The organism is Mycobacterium sp. (genome assembly GCF_025965855.1).
GTDB lineage: Bacteria > Actinomycetota > Actinomycetes > Mycobacteriales > Mycobacteriaceae > Mycobacterium.
In genome coordinates, this window is sequence record NZ_JAOPWB010000341.1 from 1 (window position 1) to 21,617 (window position 21,617).

Genomic DNA, 21,617 nt, shown 5'->3' on the forward strand with positions numbered 1-21,617 from the left:
CCCATCCTTCACAGGCGCGATGTGCCCCCGGAAATCGAAAGCATGCCGGCGTTTAACGACGTCGAAGTCACCGAAACGACAGTGTCTTACACCCGGCTGTTGCCTGAGGCGCAGCTCACCGATTGGGAGGCCGATGCCACCGGACTGGACCGTGGCATCCTATACAAACGTCGAGAGTGCGGCACGTTCGTCTCCCCCGCGATGCACCGCCAATATTGGGAAATCACAACCGCGGACGGTGAGCTGTACACCACTACACGAACCCACGGGATCACACCTGAGACGGAAAATTCAACTCACGTGTTCATGCAGGCGTCACGCAATTATCGGACCGATCGCGACGAGGTGACCACCAGTCTGAGGTCTTTCCTGTCCGGGGTTGCCCAACGCGACACTGCCATTCTGGAGATGGCTTCTAACCACTCGGGATACGACCGATGGCGGGGCGGAGTGGAGTTCCAGGCCGACGCGGCCGCGCTGCGCGCACGACGCATCGTGGGGGTGATGTTGGCCAAAGAGGCGGGCCGCTCCACAATACGACCCGGTCTCGCACCAAATACGAGAAGTGACGCGCTCAGCCCGCTTCGATCCGTAACGGCCAGCGGCTGAGTACGTGGGTTGTAGCACAAGAGCTTGAGCGCCATAGCGGGATATGGGTCGCTATCCTGACGTGGCCCCGGTCGGTTCGGCGATGGAACCATGTGACACTCGGCGGGCACCGTAGAGCTGTACCTCACCGCGGATCCCTTTGAGGTGCCGCGTTTCCGGAGGCGACCACTCGATACCGGCTGGATCGCCAATAGCCTCGCGCGCAGACTCGATCACCCGCAGTGCGCCCGCGGGCGCCGCGTCGGTGACTCGGCTGGCGAGATTGACCGGGCTGCCGTACCAGTCGCCGGCGCGGTTGACCGCATGACCGAACGCAAGCCCGACCCTCAAACGTGGGAAATCTTCTCCGGCCGCGCCATCAACGAGGTCCAGAACTGTGACCAACAGCTTGAGCGGGTCCGAGCAGACCAGCATCACGGCGTCGCCGATGGTCTTGACGAATTGGACGGGACTTGCGACGACGTCACGGGTTAGATCTGCCAACCGACTGGCGACCAGTCCCAATTCTTCCGGCGATATTTGTTCCCCGAGCCGGGTGAAACCCACGAGGTCGGCGAACGCTACCGCGACTGCCCGTGATCCCGGCAGCGTGCCGGCGGCACGCTCGAACGCATTGATCGCCTCGGTCTCAAAGGAATGACGCAAGGCCAGCCGCAACAAAGCGTCGACCATCGGGCCAAGCAGTGGTTCGGCGTCGTGCGCCAACACTTCGAAGGCCTGGGCCAGCTCGAGCTCCGTAGCACCCGGATGCAGCAATGCTTGCAACGCCGCGTGACGCATCGTCACCGCCGCACCGGCGAGGCCGTCCATCAACAATCGCGCGGTCAGAGCGACTTGTGCCGGGTCGAGGCCAAGATCGATCAGTCGCGCGGCCGCGAGCACGGATTCGGCATCCGCCCGCGACTGCACACGCGCGTCGGCGTCCTCTGAGTGAGCCAGGCCGACGGCGCTGTGCAGTCGTTGGAGCAGTTCGAGGCTCACGCCGCTGGATTCCGAGATTTCTCGCGCCGAGACCAATGTTCCGTCATCGCCAATCGCGCGATTGGCCGGCAGCAACATAGGGCTGAATGCGGTGCGGATCTGACCGGCATCAAAGCCGCGCGCGAGCAACCATTCAATAAGCTCGGCACGCTCCTGGCGCGCTCGTCCTTGGAGGTCTTCGAGCAGCCCTAGTTCCTCGATGTCCGGGTGGTTCAGGTCTGCGCCCACGGCGTCAACGTACAACACCTGGCGGCGAGTCGACCGCAATTCCGCAGTGCGACCGGCGAGCAAGAACACGAGCGCCGATGCCCGTGTCAGCCGAAGGTCTCGCGAAGGGCTTTCTTGATCACTTTTCCGAATTGATTGCGCGGCAGCGCATCAACGATCACCAGGCGCTCGGGGTGTTTGTGGCGGCTCAGCCCCTGCGAACGGCAGTGCTGCACCAGGGATTCCAATGACACACCGCCGCCTGACGCGGGCGCCACCACGGCGCAGACGCGCTCGCCGGTGCGCGGGTCGGGCACTCCGATGACCGCGACGTCGGCGACCGCGGGATGGGTGGCCAGTGCGTTTTCGAGTTCGAGGGCCGAGACATTCTCCGCATTGCGGATGATCGCATCCTTGATCCGGCCCGTGACACGGACGTTGCCGTCCGCGTCGATCAGCCCGAGATCGCCTGTGCGCAGCCAGCCGTCGGCGTCGAACGCGTCGGCGTCAAGCGTGGGGTCTGCGTAGCCGAGGAAACATTGGGGGCCCTTGAGCCGCAGCTCACCCTCTTGCCCGATGGGCAGTTCGATTCCTCGGTTGTCGACGACCCGGACGCTGACCCCCGGTCCCGGCGCGCCGACGGTGTGGTCGAGCACCTCCGGCGCAGCCTCAAGCGGCGGTGAGGTCGCCACCGGAAATTCGGTGAGCCCCCACGCGTTGGCGATGCCGGCCACACCGAAGGTTTCGCGGACCTGGTGTCCCAGTTCGGCGGTGATCGGCGCGCCGCCGGCCAGGCGGCCCCGCACGAACGGGAACAGCGGCTGGTCGCCGTGGTCCCGCTGGGCCTGGAGGAACGCCAGGAAGAACGGTGTCGCCATGCCCAGGAAGGTCGGGTTGTGCGCCGCGATGGACAGCGGCGTGGTAGCCGGATCGAATACCTCGAACAGCGCTAACCGCATGCCGGTCAACAGTGCGGCGGCCAGCATCACGACACCACCGATGTGCGCGATGGGAAACGCAATCGGATCCACGTCGCTACTAGTGATTCCGATCTTGTCCGCTAAGCCTGTCGCGGGGGCCATCACTGACGCGTCGGTATGGCGAATCCCTTTGGGGGCCGCGGTGGTCCCCGACGAGTAGTAGATCCATCGGGTGCCGCTGGTAGGTCCCGGTGCCGTCCCGAGGGCGTCGATGCTTGCGCGGGGCAGCCGCAGCTCACCGGCCGTCGGCGGTGTCGCCAGCTCAACGGTGATGATCTGAAAGCCCCTGTCCGAGGACAGGGCTCGCGCCAGCCCGCCGTAATCGAATCCATGCCAAAACTCCGGTACCACAAGAAATTCCGAGGACAGCTGCGCGGTAATGAAGCCGACCTCATGCTCACGCAGTATCGGGATGATCGGGTTTTGGACGGCACCAAGCCGCGCCAGCGCCGCCATGACGACCGCCGTCTCGAGCGTCGTCGGCAGCTGCCACGACACGACGGCCGCCGCGCCTATCCCGCGTTCGGCGAACGCGGCGGCCGTCGCGCACGCCGCATCGTGGAACTGACGTGCCGTGAGACTGCGTCCATACTCGTCGGCGAGCAGCGACCGGTCTGATCCTCGGCGTGCGGCCTCGGCGATCAACGCCCAGTAGGTGACGTCCTTCATCCGGCCGGCGGCTGGACTGAGATCGGACGAAATCCGGAGTGCGCGATGGCGACAGACACGGAACTACCGATCGGGCCCTTTTGGTCGACGAGGACGGCCGAGCCGGTGGCCACCCCGTCGTGGCTGTAATGCGTGAGTGAGGCGAGGCCGATGTGAGGCCCTTCCGGCAGCCGGGTCAGTGTGAGGGTGTAGTCGACGTTGATGAACTGCAAACCGCTTGTGCCCCAATTGGCGAGCGAGGCCGTGATGTCGGCGCCCATGGCCGCGCGGGTGAAGGCGCTGAGCGGTTCGCCGTCGATCAGCGAGCGCGTCTCGTGCAGCCACGTGTATTTCGGTCCGGAGGTGTCGGCCCAATCGGGATCGGGATTCTGAATCTCGGTGCCCCAGCCGTAGGTCCGCATGAAAAGCGAAGGTGCGGGGCCGTCCTCGATGGGTAGCCGCGGCATCTCCACCGCCGGTGACCACACATCCCCCTCGGGCTGCGGGCCGCGCCGCAAAAACAGCGCGCTCCCCCGCGCGACGGGGGTACCGCGCTGGGTGAGGACCGTCTCGACGAGCCGCAATCGCCGGCGGTCGTGGTGCACCCGCGTGTGCACCTCGATCGGTTCCAGCGCGGTTGGTGCGGGAAGGTCGACGGTCAGCCGCGCAGGTTGCAGTTGCGGGTCGTCGACAGCGCGTTCGGCGGCCCAGCCCAACAGGCCGCCGACGACGTGGCCGCTGATTGACGGACCCCAACCGCCGCGCGCGATATTGTTTGGCACGAAACGGCTTTCGTCGCGCAGAAAGTATGGCATCAGCGCCGCGGAATCGACGTCATCCGGCGCGATATTGGTTTCGGTCAATGCACGGCTCTTTCTCGTCAGGACGGCAACAGTTGATATTACAGTTTCTGTTTCCAGTCCCGACGCCAGGCGGCAGCCGCCCAGATGATCACGCGATCGCGGCGCCCACCACGTGCCCGATCGCGTAGGTCATCGCCAGCGCAAGCGCGCCGCCGATGACATTGCGGGCCACCGCCCGGCCCTGCGGTGCACCGCCCAGCCCCGCCGACACCGCCCCGGTGATCACCAAGGCCAGCAACACCGCCACGACGGTCGCCGGGATTCTCCACGCCGTCGGCGGCGCCAGGATCACGATCAGCGGTAACAACGCGCCCAGTGTGAACGACAGCGCCGAGGACAGCGCCGCTTGCCACGGATTAGTCAGCTCATTCGGGTCGATACCCAGTTCGACCTCGGCGTGGGCGACGAAAGGATTGTGGTCGGTGAGTTCCTCGGCCACGGTACGCGCGGTTGCCGGTGACAGACCCTTGGCTTCGTAGAGCTCGGCGAGCTCGTCCAATTCGGCGGCCGGATAATCGCGCAACTCCTGCAATTCCTTGGTCAACAGCGCCTGCTCGGTGTCGCGCTGGGTGCTGACCGAGACGTATTCGCCCAACGCCATCGACACCGCGCCGGCGGCCAGCCCGGCGATTCCGGCAGTCAAGATCGGCCCGCGCTGCACCGTCGCCGCCGCGACACCGACGACGATGCCCGCGGTGGACACGATGCCATCGTTGGCGCCCAGCACCCCGGCACGCAGCCAGTTCAGCTTCGAGGCCACCGAACCCACATGGGGTTCCGCGGGATGGGACGTAGTCGACACGTCCGCCACCATATACGCGAAAACCGTGTCCGACCAGCAAATATAGCCTTGCCAAAGCTAGACCAGGCTTGCCTTACGCCCAAAAGTTGTGCTTGGGCCCGTCACAGCGGGTCCATAGATTCGCTATCTAGCCTGTGGTTGTTGGGGGGTTCTAGAACTCACTTATAGACAGGTGAAGGACTATGAAACTGAAGCAATTGATCGCGGGGGGAACCATCGCCGGCGCTCTCGGTGCCGCCGCGTTGGGCATGGGTGCCGGTTCGGCATTCGCCGCTCCGGGACCGCCGCCGCCGGCTCCCGGCGGTAACCACGGCGGCCCGGCGCCGGGTAACTTCCACGCGCCGACCGGTCCGAACGACCCGGGCGGACCTGGTAATCCCGGCGGGCCTGGCGGTCCAGGCGGACCCGGGCCCGATCACCCGGGCGGACCGGGCGGCCCAGGCGGACCTGGGTACGACCATCCTGGGGGACCCGGCGGCCCGGGTGGCCCGGGGGGACCGGGCGGTCCCTGGCGCGGCGATCCGCAGCGCGGCTACTTCCGCGGCGCCCCGTGGGGAGAGGGGCCCGCGCCCTGGGGATATGGTGAGCCGCCGCGGCCGGCGTGGGACAGGCCGCTTCCGCCGCCCGGCGGGCCATGGGGGTACGGTCCCGTTAACTACTACGGCTACGACGAAACACCCGTCTGGGATCCCGGGTTCAACCAGTGGGGCTTCTGGTTCTTCGGGGTCTGGATTCCGCTGTAACAGGTCGATCCGCACGATGCCCGCCTCGCTGGTCGGTGAGGCGGGCGTCGGCGGGATCGCTTGTGCTCAAGCCACTTTAGGCTTGATCTCCTCGATCACCCACTGGGCATAGTCGAGGTACTCGTCGACTCCGCGGGCGGCCGGAACCGGCACCGCGCTGAAGGTCACTCCCTGCTCGGCGAGCCAATTCAGGCGATCGATGATCTCCTGCGCGCTGCTGCCGCGATGTGCGCCTCGGTCCTTGACGATGCGATGTCCCTCGCCGACACGCGTTGTGCCCAGCCCGTGCATGACCTCGACGGGGCGCCCGTCGTAGGTGGGCTGACCCTTGATGAACTCGACACGCTCGGCGATCTTTTCTGGCGGGGTCAAGAACGGCCACCAACCGGATGCGAATCGCGCGGCACGCTTGAGGGCGGCATCCGCGTCGCCGCCGATCCACACCGGAAGATGGGGTTTCTGAACGGGTTTGGGCTCGAACGCCATGTCCTGGAACGACACGTAACTGCCCTCGAAACGGGGCGATTCGCTGGTCCAGAGCTCGATGATCGCTTCGAGATACTCGTCGGCAATGCGGCCGCGTTCGCGGAAGGACACCCCGAGAAGGTCGAATTCGCGCTTGAGCCAACCGATTCCGAAGGTCACCATCATGCGCCCGCTGCTCATCCAGTCGGCGGTCGCCAGCGCCTTGGCCAGCACGATGGGATGCTGCAGCGGCAGTATTGTGACGCACGAGTTCAACCGGATCTTTTCGGTGGCTCCCGCGATGTAGGCCTGGGCAACGGTCGACTGAAGGTAGTGCGGACCCGACAGTTCGACGTGGTCGGTGGGGATGACGAAATGCTCGGGGATCGCGATCATGTCGTAGCCCATCGCTTCGGCGCCCTTGGCCATTCGCGTCTGATCGGCGCCCGTGACTCCGGCTTCCCACGGTTGGGTGATCGCCTTGAGGCGCAGCGTGTGCGGTAGGGGGAAGGCAAACTTCACTTGGGCTCCTGGTGTGCTCGACGACCACTCTCTCGCATGGTGGGCGAGTTGCTAGCTCTTGGTGCCGACGGTGATCAGGTCGGACACGATCCGTGTCCAAACCGGTCGTTGAATGCGGTGCTGATCGCTAACGGTGAACCCGGCGCCTTCGAACAAACTCCGCATTTCGGCGGGCGACGCATTGTGCTGTGGTTTCCACCGATTGTCCGCGGGCGACTGCAGCCGCGGTCGCCGAGTGCTCAAAGCCGAGACGGCCACCAGCCCGCCGGACGCCAGCACGCGATGAAATTCCCGTAGCGCCGCCGGCTGGTCGAAGAAGTGAAACGCCGACGTCGTCACGACGGCGTCGAGCGCACCGTCGTCAAAGGGCAGCTGCTCGGCCGGGCCGCGCTGCCAGTGCACCCGGTTGGACCTGGCGCGGGCCTGGGCGAGCATGCCGTCGGACATGTCGACGCCATAGACCTCGTCGGGACCCAATTCGTGCTCGATTCGATCGCTGAGAATGCCCGTACCGCAAGCGACATCGGCGATCTTGCGAGAGTTGTGGGCGCGCAGCTGCGCGATCACCTCGTCGTGCGGCGGGCGGTACACCCACTGCTGCAAAAACGGGAGGTCGTAGGCCGGGGCGAGGAAGCTCCACATCCGGGTGACCGCGTCGTTGAGCCCGCGGCGCTGCGCTGCCGTCATCTGCCCAGTGTGGACGTGTAGTAGATGGTGTCGGCCACCGACACCGAGTCGTTGGCCTGCGGGATCGCCGCAAGGCCGTTGCCGGCCAGTAGCTGACTCATCGGGGTGCCCGCAGTGCGCCATCCCAGATCTTGCAGATACGCGTCCACGTCGTTGCGCTCGCCCTCAAAGCCAAGATCCGCGAACTCCATGTCGAGGCCATGCTCACGCCATTTGGCGGCGGCCCTGCGCATCATCTCCCGCACTCGTTCGCGGTCCAGCTCCGGCTGGTCGGGCACGGCCTCGCAGGCCAGCCGGCTGCCCTCGGCGCTCAGCGCGGTGATGTTGTCCAGCAAGCGGTCCTGGGCTTCCGGCGGCAGGTAGCCGAAGAGCCCCTCGGCGATCCATGCGGTGGGCTGGCTCGGGTCAAAGCCCGCTTCCCGCAAGGCCGTCGGCCAATCATGCCGCAAATCGATTGCGACGGTGCGTAACTCGGCTCTCGGGGCCGCGCCCAGCCCGGAAAGGGTTGCGGCCTTGAACTCGATGACCTGTGGCTGGTCGATTTCGAACAGGGTCAGGTCTGCCGGCCACGCCAACCGGTAGGCGCGCGCATCGAGGCCCGACGCCAGGATCACGGCCTGACGGATTCCGGCGTCAGTCGCGGCCTGGAAGAACGAGTCGAAGAACCGGGTGCGCGCGGCCATCGCATCGGGCATGTGCTCGAGCTTCCAGCCGGACTCTTCGTGATCGACGTCGGCGGCGCTCAGGTCACCGCTGACCCATCGTGTGAAGAACTCGACACCGACGGCGCGAACCAGCGGTTCGGCGAATCGGTCCTCGATCAATGGGTTGTCGGCTTTGGTGGCGATCGCCCGGGCCGCCGCGACCATTGTGGCCGTCACGCCCACGCTCGTGGCCAAATCCCAGGTGTCGTTGTCTGTGCGTGGCATTGCGCCTGCTCTCCAGTGTAGAAATCAGCTTTACTTAGCTAGTATAACAAATTTAGCGAAGGCCCGCCGTCGTGGGCCTTCCCGGCGCATCAGTGTGCGCCTTCCCGGCCTTTGAGTGTGCGCCGTCCCGGCCTTCGAGTGTGCGCTGACGGCTTCGAGTGTGCGCTGAGGGCTTTCAGTGTGCGCTGACGGCTTTGCGTGTGCGCCGAGGGCGGAATTTCGGCGATTTTTCCGCCCAGCACGCACACGCAAAGCCCAGGACGCACACGGAAACGCCGGCGGCGTGGTTGTGAAGCGATACGGGCTGCCCCGACGACTAGTGGCGGCCCGGTCCGCCAGGTCCGCCAGGTCCGCCAGCTCCGCCCGGTCCGCCAGGTCCGCCAGGTCCGCCAGGTCCACCGGGGCCGCCGGGGCCACCCGGTCCATTTGCGGTCGGAAGCCAGAACACGCATTGATTCAAGTCGGTGCTCCACACCCAGCCCGGGGCGCAAGGGGGAGGATCGTCGGCCCTGCTAATCGCCGGCCCGGCGATTGCGATCGCCGGCAATCCGGCCAACGCGAGCGCGAACGCCCCGATAGCGCAACGCGTTCCAAGATGTCTTCCTGCAGGCCTCACGATGTGCGCGCCCGCCGTCATTGCCTCGGTCATGTCGGTCCTCCTCCGGCCGTATGCCTCGATGCCCGCTAAACACTGATCTAATCGCCGCGCACGTTCGTCTACCGGCGTTTTCTGAATTTCAGGGCGCAAGTGAGGCAAAACTCATCACATCCACATATGGCACCACGCCACCGGGACTCGCCACGACTACCTCGTGGCCGGCTCCGCTGAGCGCGCCGTACGGGGCGGCGAACTCTTCGGCCCAATAACTCGTCGGGTGCCTGGTCCCATCCTGAGCGTCCAGAAGCTGGTTGCGGTCATGACTAACAGGGCTTTGGCCATCACCTGATCCCCCGGCTGATACGGGAGGCCTCGCGCGAATCACCCACCCACCCGCACGCCCCTGGACGGCAGAATTCTATGTGGTCCTACGGCCCCTAGCAATGGGTGGCAAAGCCCCTCCGGCCTCGCGACATTGTCTGCGCGATTACGCGTCGCAGTCGCCATTCGACGTCCGTCGCGACGGTCCTCGCCGGCGCTATCGATGGCGAATCGTTTGTGCGACAACTCAAGCAGCTCCTGCGACTGCTCATTCTCGGTGAGTTGTCGGGGAGATGTATCACGACGACGCAAACAGTCGCCCTTAAGGCGCGAAGGAGGTCCACCCGGCGCCGCACAAGAAGTCAGCAAACAGCGAGATCGGTGTGGTTGACGGTTCACGAATCTGGGTATGACCTGCTCATCCCATCGATTGGGTGTCGGCTTCAAGAGACGAAGTGAGCGCGGATGGTCGGCTGGCTGGACAGGCTGCAGCGACGGAACCGCGCCGTGGGCGTCGTCGTCGCCGTCATCTATAAATATCTCGATGACCAGGGCGGCTACCTGTCCGCCCTGATCACCTACTACGGCTTCGTATCGCTGTTCCCGCTGCTGCTGCTGTTGACCACGGGGCTCGGGATAGTTCTCGCCGGGCGCCCAGATCTACAAGAGCAGGTGCTGCACAGCACATTGAGCCAATTCCCCGTCATTGGTAGCCAGCTGCACCAGCCTGAAGGGCTCAGCGGGGGCACCGTCGCCGTGGTCGTCGGCATCGCGGGCGCGCTCTACGGCGGCCTGGGCGTCGGTCAGGCGGTGCAGAATGCGATGGACTCGGTGTGGGCGGTCCCAAGGAACAATCGCCCCAATCCGATCCGATCACGCTTGCGCAGCTTGCTTCTGCTGTTGGTGCTCGGATCGGCCGCCACCACGGCGACAGTCCTGTCCGCGGTCGGCCAGGCGACCGGTGCGCTGGGCGCCGTCGGGAAGGTCGGCGTGGCCCTCGCCACGGTCGCGATCAACGCGTTCATTTGCTTGGTGGCTTTTCGACTGACCACCGCACGGAATCTCACCTACCGCCAAGTCTTGCCGGGAGCCCTTGCGGCGGCAGTCATCTGGCAGATCCTCCAGTGGTTCGGCGCCGGTTATATCCGGCACACGGTGAAGACGGCCAGCGCGACAAACAGCGTCTTCGCCCTGGTGCTCGGGTTGCTCGCCTTCCTGTTCCTCGTGTCTTCAACGCTGGTGCTGTGCGCCGAGATCAATGTTGTCCTCGTCGAACGGCTTTACCCGCGGGCGTTGCTCACACCCTTTACCGATGACGCGGATCTCACACCGGCGGATCGCAAAACCTACACCAAGAAGGCAAAGGCGGAGCGCGTCAAAGCCTTTCAGCGCGTCAGCGTCAGGTTCCGCGACCTCACCCGCAAGACCACCGACTCGCCGGCCATCCGCGGCCGCCCCGCCGGCTGATAAACACCGGGCTACGGCGCCACTCAGAGACCCCCAACCGACAGCAGCGCTTCGACGAGGGCGACCCTTTCCTTGTCGGTCAGGCCGCCAGGGAGTTCCCTGACATAGAAGGCGCCCGTTTGTGCGATGAATTCCAATGCGTCATAAGCGATATCAAGCCCTGATGTCCTGCGGCGGCAACGGACCGGCTCCGGCGGCAACGGCAACCCCACCGGGGCAGGTCAGGGCGGACCCCGCGGCCAGGGCGGCCCGTTATTCGGCACGACGGGTACGACGGTACGACCGGGTCGTAGCCTGCGCCGTCAGGCGTCGATCACCACGCGACTATCTTTAGCCCGCGAGACGCAGACCAGCATTTCGTCGTCCCCCTCCGCGGTCCGCCCGCGCCGATCGACGTCCCCGGCCAGCACCTTGACCTTGCAGGTTCCGCAGAACCCTTGCTGGCACGAATACGCGGTCGCCGGGTCGCGGTCGAGCATGACGGCCAGCGCCGAGCGGTTCGCCGGCACGCTGAGGACCCGTTGTGACCGAGCGAGTTCCAGCTCGAACGGAGTACCGTCGACGACCGGTGGCGGACTGAATCGCTCGTAATGCAGTGGCGCATCGACGTGTTCGTCACGAGCCGCCCGGACCGCTTCCAGCACGGCCGTCGGCGCGCACACGTACACGGCCGTCTTAGGGCCCGCCGCGGCCAGTAGCTCAGCCGTGGTTGGGAATCGGCCCTGTTCGTCGTCAGCCCACACGCTGACTCGGTCGGCGTCCACCGCCATCAGCTCGTCCAGCAACGGCATGTAGTCGCGGCCTCTACCGGCATAGATTGCGCGCCAATCGATTCCGTGCTGATGAGCCAGCCGAATCATGGGCAGGATGGGCGTCACCCCTATTCCGCCGATGACGAACAAAACGTCCTGTTCGTCCGTAACGAGATAGAAGGCGTTGCGGGGACCTTCGAACTCGCACGTGTCACCCACGTCCAGGGTGTCATGCATCTCGATGGAACCGCCGCCACCGTCGGCGATGCGGCGCACGGCGATGCGATATTCGGTGCGCCTTCCGGGTGGACCGCAGAGCGAGTACTGTCGGCGGCGACCCGAAGGCAGCCGAACATCGATGTGCGCGCCCGGCGTCCAGGACGGCAGCAATCCGCCGTCGGGGTCGGCCAACGTCAAAGCGACCACGTCGGGCGTGAGAAGCTCGCGCTTGATGACCGCCGCGGTGTTGATCCGCCGCACCGGCAATACCCGGGATGGCGTCCAGCGCGACGCCGACGCGAAGCCGCCGAAGAGCGCGCCCACACCCCACAACGCCGTGTAACTCCGGTCGCGCCGGCGGCGACCGTAGAGGTCGGCGGGGCGGCTGTCCCAAATGCTCTGCGACACAATCCTCACGCCCCACGAATTTCTTGGCGGCCGGCAACCTGGTTGACCCAGTCGCTGGTGAGCCGGGCGACGTCGTCGGGATGCGAGGCCACCACCCAGTGTCCGCCCTCGATCGGAACGACCCTGCCGCGGGCCGGAATCGAGCCAGTGAACCGCTGCAGGGCAGGCGTCACGAAATGGTCCTGACGCGCTACGAGCACCTGTACCGGGACGGTCGTCCGCGGCAGCCGCGCTCCGGGCGAGAGGATCGGCCCGGGCATGTTCGCGCGGTAGAGATTGAGTCCGTTGACGTAGTCACCGAGCGACCGGAGCGACGCGACACGACGCGCGCTGGCGGCACTCGAGCGGCCGATAAGTTCCACCGTTTCAAAGACTTTCATGGTGGCGCCGGAGCGGATAGCTATTTCCGGAACAACCGGGCACAGGAAGAACCAGATGTACCCGGACGCCAGGATCTGCCTCACCACATCGGCCACGGCGCGGAGTGTGCGCGGTGACCGCAGGAACCTGCCCGCGTACCTCAGGTGCGGCCCGGAGATCGACGTGAACGAGGCGACCCGGCCCATCACTGACTCGTCGGTGATTGCCGCCCAGCCCTGGATCGAACCCCAGTCGTGGCCCAGCATGTGGACCTCGTCCACCCCCAGGCTGTCGATCATCGCGCCGACATCGGCGGCCAGTTGGGCGAGTCGATACCCGGATCGGCCTGTCGGCATTGATGATTCGCCGGCCCCACGCACGTCGTAGGCGACAAAGTTGTAACGGCGACTGAGCTTCTCGGCGACCCCGTCCCACACGTGGTGATTATCAGGGTAGCCGTGAATGGCCAGGATGGTCGGGCGCCGCGCGTCGATGTCGGTATAGGCGTGGAGCGCGAGGGACACGCCGTCGGAGGCGGTCACGGTGGTGGTGAACTGAGTCATCCTTGAGTTCTCCGTCGAAAGCTCAGTGCGCCGCGCGCGCGGCGGGTGATCTGGCCAAGTAGTCGACGGCGCGTCCCACCCCGCCCAACTGGGAAGGATGAAAGCTCGGCGTGTAGTAGGCGCCGATGACCCCCAGGAACTGGAATGGGCCGGGCACCAATCCCCGCCGCGCCGCGCGGAAGTAGTCCCGCCAGCGCGGTTTGGTCCCCGGCGCCAAGTGTGGGTCGACCGAGTACATGAACCGCACGCCGCGGATGAACAACCACAGCAACGACGGCGTCACCAGCAGCTGGGTGCGCACCTGCCGCCAGTACCCGGCACGCAGATGCTTCATGGTGTCGAACGCGACCGCCTTGTGCTCGACCTCTTCCGCACCGTGCCAGCGAATCAAGTCCAGCATCACCGGGTCGACGCCGAGGGCGTCGAGTTGCGGTGTGTCGAGAATCCATTCACCCAGGATGGCGGTGTAGTGCTCGAGGGCCGCCACCATCGAAACCCGCTCGAGCAGCCAGCTTTCGCGACGTCGCCGGCTCCATCGGGGCCGGTCGCCGATGAGCTTCTGAAACAGCCAGGCCATTTGGTTGGTGAACGGTGTCACGTCGACGCCCTTGGCCGCGAAGTGTCCGAGCACACCCGAGTGCGCTTGGGAATGCATGGCCTCCTGGCTGATGAATCCCTGCACGTCCAGCCGCAGCTGATCGTCCTTGATCAGCGGCAACGTGTTCTTGAATGCCTCAACGATGAACTCTTCGCCCGCCGGCAGCAGCAGGTGCAGGACGTTGCAGAAGTGGGTGGCGAAGGGCTCGTTGGGCACGTAGTAGAACGGCAGCTTCGCCCAATCGAATTCGACGTCACGCGCCTGCAGAACGATCCGCTCGTGATCGATTGAGGCATCGTGCGGACCCGCTGCCTGGTCATCGACTGTGAACATCGTGGAACCTCCTGAAATCACTACGCACTGCGTTGCGCCTCAGCATCAGCCTCGCTGATCAGATGCTCGCGCCGCAAGAAACGCACGAGACTGTCGACCGTCTTCGTCAGGGCCGGTTCTCGCAGATGGACCTTGGCCAGCGCGCGCGCGTGCCGGTATTGGATGTTGTCGTAACGCTTGTCCCGCATCGCCGCGATCTTGTCGGCCGAGCGGATGAGGAAATCCACCAGCGGATAAAGCGGATCCCGCGGCGCGCACAGGCGGTTCACCTGCTCGGTGAAGGACGGGATGTCATGGTAGGTGAAGCGGTAGCCGTGGCGTTCGGACAGGATCCGCGTGATGTCCGTCAGGTTGTAGTAGTCATCCGCTGTCATATTGAAAACGCTGCCTGCCTCGGCGGGGAGGTCCATCAACGCGACGATGTGATCCGCAATCAGGTCTGCCGGCAGCAGGCTCAACTGGTTGAGCGCGTTGACCGCCAGCCCGTGCTCGATCATGAACGCCATGAGGCGCACCAGGATGTCGTCCTGGCTCCCAAAGCCCGCTCGCGTGGGCGAGATCAGCGAGGGCCGGTAGATACGCACGTCGAGTCCTTGCCGCTGCGCCGCCAACACCAACTGCTCGGCGACCCACTTGGTCTGTGAATAGCCGAAGTCAAGGCCGCTCATCTTCGCGTTGGCATCCCACTCCCCCACTACCGGCTCCGTGCTCCAGCCGTAAATGAACGTGCTGGAGACCAGGTGGAAGGCCTTCCGGTGCCCAGTCATGGCCAGACGCAACAGATCCCGCGTGCCGACCACGTTGGCGGGCCGCAGGGCGTCGTACGTCCGGACGTAATTGACCAAGGCGCCGTTGTGGACGATGGCGTCAACGCTCTCAGCCAGTCGTTGGAACCCCGCCTCACCGATTCCGAGGTGAGGCTCGGCGAGGTCCCCGCAGACCACGCGCACCCGCGCCCGGACCTCGGCCTCGAGAGCCGGGGACCATAGCTGCGCCCGGTGCAGCGAGGCGATGATCCGGTCCAGGCCGTGGGCCGCATCCGTGGCGCGGACCAGCGCGTGGAGGGTGTAGGAGGTCTGGGCGAGCAGGCTGTTCACCAGAAACGGTCCCAGGAACCCCGTCGCTCCGGTCACCAGGATGCCGCTTGACGCGCCTGGTCGCGCCGGCGGCAGTGCCGGCAGGGGCAGCCGCGCGTCGGCGCGCATCTGCGCGGTCTCGTGCGCCTCGTACTCCGCCGAAATCTGATCCAGCGCCTGCCGCAGCGCCTCCAGTGGCTGCTCGGACCCCTCACCGAACTGCCGCATCAGCCGGAAGAACTCGGCGACCGTCAGGCGCTGGAGCAGGCGGGTGTTGACCTCCTCGGCCAGCTCCCCCGCGCCGTGCTCTTCGAGCAGGGCCTGCAGGTCCGCGCGGAACTCGGCCAGGGCCAGCGAGTCGATCCCGAGATCGGCAAAGGAGCAGTCCTCCTGCCCGGTGAGGTCGTAGCTCTCGATGAGATGGCGGAAGCGATCCAGGGGGCCCGCGCTGGCGTCCGGCCTTTCGTGGGTGTGGTAGGCCGTCTGGTTAACCCAGCTCGCCAGCGCGGGCAGCTTGTCGTCCAGCCAGAGCTGGCGGGTCTGCGCGCGCCTGACCTTCCCCGAGGTGGTCTTGGGAATGCTGCGGGGCGGCGCGAACACGATCGTGTGCGGATCGATGTGGCAGTGCCTACGGATCGCTCGCGCCAGGGCCTTGCCGTCCGGGAGGTCGCGCTCGTCCCGCACCTCGGCCACCACGGCCAGCGCTTCCTGGTCCTCGCGCTCGACCGAGAAGGCGGCGACACAGCCGTGACGTACTTGCGCGGCCGACTGCTCCACGATGGCCTCGATGTCCGACGGGTAGCAGTTGACGCCGCGGACGATGATCAGGTCCTTCGTCCGGCCGCAGACGAACAGCTCGCCCTCATACAGAAAGCCCAGATCGCCCGTCCGTAGATAGGTGTGTTCTTCATCGCCGCTGATACGGGCACCGAAGGTCTCCGCGGTCGCCTCGGGGCGCTGCCAGTAGCCGCCTCCTTTGGAGGGTCCGTCCACCCAAATCTCGCCGACCCGGCCGTCGCCCAGGGCCCGCTTCGTTTGAGGATCGACGATTCGGACCACGTTCCCGGCAACGGGCTTGCCGCAGCTAACCACTGGGGCCTGGTTGTTGTTGTCGGGTAGGGCCTTTTCGACCCGCGCGAGATTCTTCTCCAGCGCCCGCTTGTTGAGAGCCAGCGTCTGGCGTCCCCGCCCGGACACGGCCAGGGTGTTTTCAGCCAAGCCGTAAGCACCGACCAGCGCGCCGGGTCGCAGACCGTAGGCGGCGAAGCGCTGCCGGAAGCGTGCGAAGGTCTTGGCCCGGACAGGCTCCGCCCCGACGAATACGCTGTCCAGACTGCTGAGTTCGATCCCGGCCAGCTCGGAGGTGGGGAGCTTGTCCTCGCGCAGGCAGTACTCAAGGGCGAAGTTCGGCGCTGGCGTATCGGTGCCGTGCACCTGGCTGATGAGCCGGAGCCAGGTCGATGGCCGATTCAGGAAGTCAAGCGGTGACATCCCATGCGTGGTCCCGCCGCGCACTAACACGAACAAGTAAGCGGAGATCAAGCCCATGTCGTGGTGCTGCGGGAGCCAGCTAACGCCCACCGGCGACTGTCCGATAGACGTGCTGTTGGCGATGACGTTGGCGTGGCTCACGATCACGCCCTTGGGATCGCTAGTGGAACCGGACGTGTACTGCAAGAAGAGCACTCGGCCAGGCGTGTCCGCCACGTGGTCGCCGCCAAAGTCCTGCGTGCCATCCGTCGCGACCCACGGCAGCTCCGGGAGCCGTTCGGCGTCCGGCCAGGGCAGCGCGCCCTGTCGGTGGCCAAGCAGCTGGCGGAAGTCGGACTCGAGTTGCTTGGTCGACAGCACCGCCTTGGCCTGGCAGTCCCGCGCAATGAAGCTGAGCTTGGCCAGCCCCGCTTCGAACGACATGGGCAGAGGCGGGCTGACCGGCACGGCGATCACCCCGATGCGCGCGCAAGCGAAGAACGCGGCCACCATCTCCAGACCGGGCGGATAAACCAGCAGCGCCCGCTCTCCCGGCCGGAGCCCGGCCTCTCTAGACAGGCAGGCGGCCAGCTCTCGCGTCCGCTCGTCGAAACTCTGGTAGGTGTAGCGCTCGAGCTCACGACCATTGGCGTCGACGAACCGGTAGAGGGTCTGGTCCGGTCTCCGCGCTTCCCACATCCGCAAGTAATCGATAAGCGTCTCCATCGTAGGACTCACGCCCCCTTCCAGGTCGATGGTCGGTCTTGAACCAAAGCCAATACAACAACTCGCTACATCACAATTCCTAAAGCCACGATAGCGCCGCCAATCAATCTCAAGCAAAGCTATTTTGGCGCTGCAGATTAATTTCACAGGCTATACGTGATCCACCGCACAAGTGGGCCCGGGCATAAGGCTATTTTTTACGAGTCGAGATTAACATTCGTCGATACTGGTATCAGTAACTCAGTACATTGAGAGTTAGGATAGATCCACGTAGAGCGGAGATACTGCGATACTGACCTACGGACATGCAAGATTCCGTAGACAATGACCGCGCCTGCGCCCGAGCCGAATATTGACGGACGTTCTGATAATGCGGCTAAAAGGTCCTTTTTCAAATACCGGTGTCCTACAGGGGTTTATTTTCTATGACGCAAAAGGCCCGACACTAGGCAACGGGCATTCGAAGCACGAGCGAAATGGGGTCCCGTGGCACCTTCGGCGCCGTGTGCGCCCGTACCAGTCCCCACGCGGCCCAACAGACGCCGAGAGCAACCGGTCTTCGGCAGGGCAGTTAAGAGCGCCGCGGTACGCCTGGCCACACGGCCTCCACCCACCACGGGGCAGCGCGACACCGGCAGGACTCATAATCTACGCATATACTGAAACTGACTTACTGATTGAGCGCGTACCGGTTACGACGAGAGAGTCACCTGCGATGAGCACTCCAGACCGCATGGCGGCGGCGCCGACCGAACCCTTCGGGGTCGGACGAACACGTAATCCTCGAACACGACGAACGGTCGACCTGCTACCCGCCCAGCACCGAGCCCTTGACATCTGGCAGCGAGAAGCCGCCGACCGCATCGGCGTCGCCCGTGTGACTGGACAAGAGGTCCTCGCCACGCTGGTCGACCAACTACTCCACGATCCCAAACTCGCCGCCCAGATCACGCGCACCATCCAGGCCAGGCGGTAACGCAGCACGCCTGTTGTCAGGGATTGGAACCCTGTGGATCGATCCCGCGCGACATTGCGTCACGTAGCGGCCGCGCTTCGAGCGCGGACGGTAGTTGACGACCGACCCGGGCGATGCGGATGCGTGGCCCGGCGCGGGCCACAAGCCTGACGATGCCGTCGAAGCGCTCGCCGTCGATGATCGGCGACAGCGGCTCGTCCTCGGCCTCGATGATCATCTCTTGGCCATTGCCATCGCGTACCTGATCACCGCGAAGCGTCCCGTTGCGGAGCGCCGTGGGCAGGTGCGCGATGATCTTCGAGGGCCTCAGGTTGCCGGCCTGGAAGTGCAGCGCGCCAGGTTCGGACGCTTTCGGGAAGAGCCGGAAACCGGCGCCGATATGGAGGTCGATTGCACCGGCGTGCAGCAACGTGTGTGTTCGTGTCGGGACCTCCGCGCCGTCGATTACCACGCGCGCGTGCGTCGGAGCGAACAGGCGGGTCGCATAGTTGGACTTGTTCGAGTGCCCGGGGACAACCTTGTTGCTCACATAGTCGCCGAATGAGCGAGCCATCACTCGAAGGACGTCCGCCCGGCCATGAGTGTGGTTGTCGTAGTACTTGTCGTAGAACCGGTTTCCGACTCCCCCGGCGGCCAGGCCAAAGCAGAGCCGGTAAAACTTCGCGCCGTCCGCGGTTTCGCCGTCGAGCGCCAGGGTGTCCAGGAGCATTTCGGGCGGAGGCTGATCCGTCACGGCCGCAGCGACCAGAGCGCGCAGAATCGCTTCGGGCCGCCCCCGCACTCGCGCCTTGCGCGCGACGGCGTTAACGCTGCCACCATTGCTGGGCACGAATGTCGGCCAGCGGTCCGGATCATTGACGCATTGCTGGGTTTCGTTGATCAACCAGTTCAGCGATCCGTCGCCGCCGTCGCTGATCAGGTGGCTGACCCGTGGAAAAAGCTGCTCCACGGTGTTGCGCAGGTCCTCCTCGGAGGTGGTTTCGTGCACCTCACCCCACGGGCCGACAATGCGGCGCATGTCGGCGCTGACATCGTGCCGCGCCGCAAGATTCTTGCGCGCGAGCAGATTGACGATGACCCCTAGATACATGGGCGGATCCCCGAGCCACGCCAGCTCGACGAGCGCCTGGGGCGCCCACTTGGGATTTCGCTGGCCATGACCGCACGATACCCGCGACGCCGGCGTGGGCGAGCTGACGCGAAACGCCGCATGGTCGCTATTGCCCCGTCTGCACCGGGTTCTGATGCCGCCGTCGCCGAGGCGAAACCGCCAAAAGCATTGCCCGGGATGGCCCTTGCGATTTCGAGGCTAGGGTGGCTGCCATGCCTGGTTGGACCGCAGCAGATCTGCCGTCGTTCGCGGGACGTACCGCCATCGTCACCGGTGCCAGCGGGGGTCTGGGCGAGGTGACCGCCCGGGAGTTGGCCCGGGTCGGTGCCCACGTCATCCTGGCAGTGCGCAACACCGAGAAGGGTCACGACGCCGCCGAGCGAATGACCGGCCAAGTCCAGGTGCGCCAACTCGACCTGCAGGACCTCTCCTCGGTGCGACGCTTTGCCGACCACATCGACAATGTCGACGTCCTCGTCAACAACGCCGGCATCATGGCCACCAAACGCGCGGACACCGTCGACGGGTTCGAGAGCCAGATCGGCACCAATCACCTCGGTCATTTCGCGTTGACCAACCTGCTGCTGCCCAGGCTCACCGACCGCGTGGTGACGGTGTCCTCGCTGCTGCATCACATCGGCTACATCAGCCTCAAAGACCTGAACTGGCAGTCACGGCCGTATTCGGCGTGGCTGGCCTACGGCCAGTCGAAGCTGGCCAACCTGCTGTTCGCGAGCGAGTTGCAGCGGCGTTTGGATACGGTCGGTTCTTCGCTGCGCGCGCTGGCCGCCCACCCCGGCTGGTCGCACACCAACCTGCAAGGCAACTCCGGTCGCAAATTGGGCGACGCTCTGGTGTTGGCCGTCGACCGCATCGTGTCCACCGATGCCGGCTTCGGCGGGCGGCAAACGTTGTACGCCGCGTCGCAGGACCTACCGGGCAATACGTTTGTCGGCCCAAGATTCGGCATCTACGGTCGCAGTCAGCCGACCTGGCGAAACTGGCCGGCTAAGCGCGCAACCACCGCCGCCGCGCTCTGGGAGCTGTCCGAACAGCTCACTGGCGCGAAATTCCCGTTCTGAGGCGCCCGCCGGGCGCCGGCCGTGCTGTCACGACGCGCGCCCTGCGCGAGCCGCGACTAGATTATTCAAATAGCCAATCGGGCGGTTTCGGCGCGGGTTCATCGGGGCACAGCTAACGGACGCGATGCACCGGCCGCAACGCAAGCGCGAGTGCGGTGCGTGAGGAGGTCAATGCCGTGTCAGGCGCGCATGAAGCGGTGATTCTCGCCCTGTGCGCCGCGCTGGCGTCCGCGGTTGGCAACGTGATCCGTCAGCGCTCCGCGCAGGAGGTCACCGACAAACCGGTCGGCCACTTGACGCTGTTTGGCATGTTGCTGCGTGACAAGCGGTGGTGGCTGGGCGGCCTGGGAGACATTTCCAGTTACCTCCTGCTTGCCTGGGCCCTTGACGAGGGCTCGGTGTTGTTGGTCATGTCGCTCCAGGTGACGGCGCTGCTGTTCGCCCTACCCATCTACGCGCGCGTGACGCGCCACCGGGTAACCCGCGGCGAGTGGCTGTCGGCGGTCTTGCTGGCCGCGGCGCTGGCGGTCGTGATCGCGGTCGGGCAACCGGCGGGCGGCCAGGAGCGCGGCTCGCTGGGAGCTTGGCTAGTAGTGGCCATCGTGATGGCCCCGCCGCTGCTGTTGTTTTTGCTGGGCGCCCGGATCTGGTCGGACCGCCCGGCCGTGGCATTGCTGTTGGCGGCGGTGGCGGGTTCGTTGCTGGCGGTGTTCTCGGTGCTGATGAAGGGCGTCGTCGACGTGATCGAAAACGACGCCGGCCAGGTGTGGCACACCCCCGAGCTGTATGCCTGGGTGTTCGCCGGCGTCGCCGGAATGATCTTTCATCAGTCGGCCTATCGCGCCGGCGCGCTGACCGCCTCCCTGCCCACGATCATCGTCGCGAAGCCGGTAGTGGCCGGCGTGCTCGGAGTCACCCTGCTCGGCGAGACATTGCGCGCCGACGGCACCGAATGGTTTGTGCTGGCGGTGGCGGCGGTGGTGGTGATCGCTGCGACCGTCGGTTTGGCCCGGGGTGAGGCCGCGACCATGGCGGCCGGTGCCGGGCGCGATGTGAAAATAACCGACCGGCCGAAGGCGGCGTCGCAAGCTTGAGCGGCTGACGGTCCCCGGGCGCGCCTG

The 21,617-nt window shown here is 65.6% G+C and carries 16 protein-coding genes and 3 pseudogenes; 6 read left to right on the forward strand and 13 right to left on the reverse strand.

Annotated features, from left to right (window positions below):
• Nucleotides 1–609: pseudogene (locus JWP83_RS29385) on the forward strand (aromatic ring-hydroxylating dioxygenase subunit alpha); the annotation flags it as partial.
• Nucleotides 610–660: 51 nt separating this feature from the next.
• Here the strand turns inward: JWP83_RS29385 and JWP83_RS29390 are convergent.
• The 4 genes from JWP83_RS29390 to JWP83_RS29405 form a co-directional block, all read right to left on the reverse strand.
• Nucleotides 661–1,818, reverse strand: coding sequence for an adenylate/guanylate cyclase domain-containing protein (locus tag JWP83_RS29390; protein WP_297738618.1), 1,158 nt, complete (start codon nucleotides 1,816–1,818; stop codon nucleotides 661–663).
• Nucleotides 1,819–1,904: 86 nt separating this feature from the next.
• Entirely contained in the window at nucleotides 1,905–3,446 is a 1,542-nt protein-coding gene (locus tag JWP83_RS29395) for a class I adenylate-forming enzyme family protein (RefSeq protein WP_297738620.1), read from the reverse strand.
• A complete protein-coding gene (locus JWP83_RS29400) occupies nucleotides 3,443–4,240 on the reverse strand; it encodes a thioesterase family protein (protein WP_297738661.1) in 798 nt (265 codons plus the stop codon). Before JWP83_RS29400 ends, JWP83_RS29395 begins: the two co-directional genes overlap by 4 nt.
• A gap of 136 nt (nucleotides 4,241–4,376) precedes the next feature.
• Nucleotides 4,377–5,090, reverse strand: a complete 714-nt coding sequence (locus JWP83_RS29405; protein ID WP_297738622.1) for a VIT family protein — start codon at nucleotides 5,088–5,090, stop codon at nucleotides 4,377–4,379.
• Nucleotides 5,091–5,272: 182 nt separating this feature from the next.
• Here JWP83_RS29405 and JWP83_RS29410 point away from each other — a divergent pair, with 182 nt between their 5' ends.
• Entirely contained in the window at nucleotides 5,273–5,833 is a 561-nt protein-coding gene (locus JWP83_RS29410) for a chitin-binding protein (RefSeq protein WP_297738624.1), read from the forward strand.
• Between the two features lie 66 nt (nucleotides 5,834–5,899).
• Here JWP83_RS29410 and JWP83_RS29415 read toward each other — a convergent pair whose 3' ends face one another.
• The 4 genes and pseudogenes from JWP83_RS29415 to JWP83_RS29430 form a co-directional block, all read right to left on the reverse strand.
• Nucleotides 5,900–6,820, reverse strand: coding sequence for a TIGR03619 family F420-dependent LLM class oxidoreductase (locus JWP83_RS29415; RefSeq protein ID WP_297738626.1), 921 nt, complete (start codon nucleotides 6,818–6,820; stop codon nucleotides 5,900–5,902).
• Nucleotides 6,821–6,871: 51 nt separating this feature from the next.
• Nucleotides 6,872–7,507: a class I SAM-dependent methyltransferase gene (locus JWP83_RS29420; RefSeq protein WP_297738628.1), complete on the reverse strand. Its 636-nt coding sequence runs from the start codon at nucleotides 7,505–7,507 to the stop codon at nucleotides 6,872–6,874.
• Complete coding sequence (locus tag JWP83_RS29425) at nucleotides 7,504–8,436, reverse strand: class I SAM-dependent methyltransferase (protein WP_297738630.1); 933 nt, start codon at nucleotides 8,434–8,436, stop codon at nucleotides 7,504–7,506. The genes JWP83_RS29420 and JWP83_RS29425 overlap by 4 nt, the downstream gene beginning before the upstream one ends.
• Nucleotides 8,437–8,752: 316 nt before the next feature.
• Nucleotides 8,753–8,857 (reverse strand): annotated as a pseudogene (locus JWP83_RS29430) (hypothetical protein); the annotation flags it as partial.
• A 963-nt stretch (nucleotides 8,858–9,820) separates the two neighbouring features.
• Here JWP83_RS29430 and JWP83_RS29440 point away from each other — a divergent pair.
• Nucleotides 9,821–10,822, forward strand: coding sequence for a YihY/virulence factor BrkB family protein (locus JWP83_RS29440; RefSeq protein WP_297738632.1), 1,002 nt, complete (start codon nucleotides 9,821–9,823; stop codon nucleotides 10,820–10,822).
• Nucleotides 10,823–11,124: 302 nt separating this feature from the next.
• Here the strand turns inward: JWP83_RS29440 and JWP83_RS29445 are convergent, their stop codons facing one another.
• From JWP83_RS29445 to JWP83_RS29460, 4 genes are read right to left on the reverse strand one after another with little or no spacing between them, the layout of a single operon-like run.
• A complete protein-coding gene (locus JWP83_RS29445) occupies nucleotides 11,125–12,201 on the reverse strand; it encodes a PDR/VanB family oxidoreductase (protein ID WP_297738663.1) in 1,077 nt (358 codons plus the stop codon).
• 5 nt (nucleotides 12,202–12,206) lie between these two features.
• Nucleotides 12,207–13,124, reverse strand: a complete 918-nt coding sequence (locus JWP83_RS29450) for an alpha/beta fold hydrolase (RefSeq protein ID WP_297738634.1) — start codon at nucleotides 13,122–13,124, stop codon at nucleotides 12,207–12,209.
• 22 nt (nucleotides 13,125–13,146) lie between these two features.
• The gene (locus JWP83_RS29455; protein WP_297738636.1) at nucleotides 13,147–14,055 is read right to left on the reverse strand and encodes a metal-dependent hydrolase; all 909 of its coding nucleotides are present in this window, start codon (nucleotides 14,053–14,055) and stop codon (nucleotides 13,147–13,149) included.
• 20 nt (nucleotides 14,056–14,075) lie between these two features.
• Nucleotides 14,076–17,327, reverse strand: coding sequence for a thioester reductase domain-containing protein (locus JWP83_RS29460; protein ID WP_297738665.1), 3,252 nt, complete (start codon nucleotides 17,325–17,327; stop codon nucleotides 14,076–14,078).
• A gap of 766 nt (nucleotides 17,328–18,093) precedes the next feature.
• On the opposite strand from JWP83_RS29460, the pseudogene JWP83_RS29465 reads away from it, so the two are divergent.
• Nucleotides 18,094–18,303 (forward strand): annotated as a pseudogene (locus JWP83_RS29465) (hypothetical protein); the annotation flags it as partial.
• Nucleotides 18,304–18,319: 16 nt separating this feature from the next.
• Here the strand turns inward: JWP83_RS29465 and JWP83_RS29470 are convergent.
• Nucleotides 18,320–19,393, reverse strand: coding sequence for a diacylglycerol kinase family protein (locus tag JWP83_RS29470; protein WP_297738638.1), 1,074 nt, complete (start codon nucleotides 19,391–19,393; stop codon nucleotides 18,320–18,322).
• A gap of 233 nt (nucleotides 19,394–19,626) precedes the next feature.
• On the opposite strand from JWP83_RS29470, the gene JWP83_RS29475 reads away from it, so the two are divergent.
• Together JWP83_RS29475 and JWP83_RS29480 are read left to right on the forward strand one after the other, a co-directional pair.
• A complete protein-coding gene (locus JWP83_RS29475; protein WP_297738640.1) occupies nucleotides 19,627–20,496 on the forward strand; it encodes an oxidoreductase in 870 nt (289 codons plus the stop codon).
• A gap of 176 nt (nucleotides 20,497–20,672) precedes the next feature.
• Entirely contained in the window at nucleotides 20,673–21,590 is a 918-nt protein-coding gene (locus tag JWP83_RS29480) for a DMT family transporter (protein WP_297738642.1), read from the forward strand.
• Nucleotides 21,591–21,617: the final 27 nt, after the last annotated feature.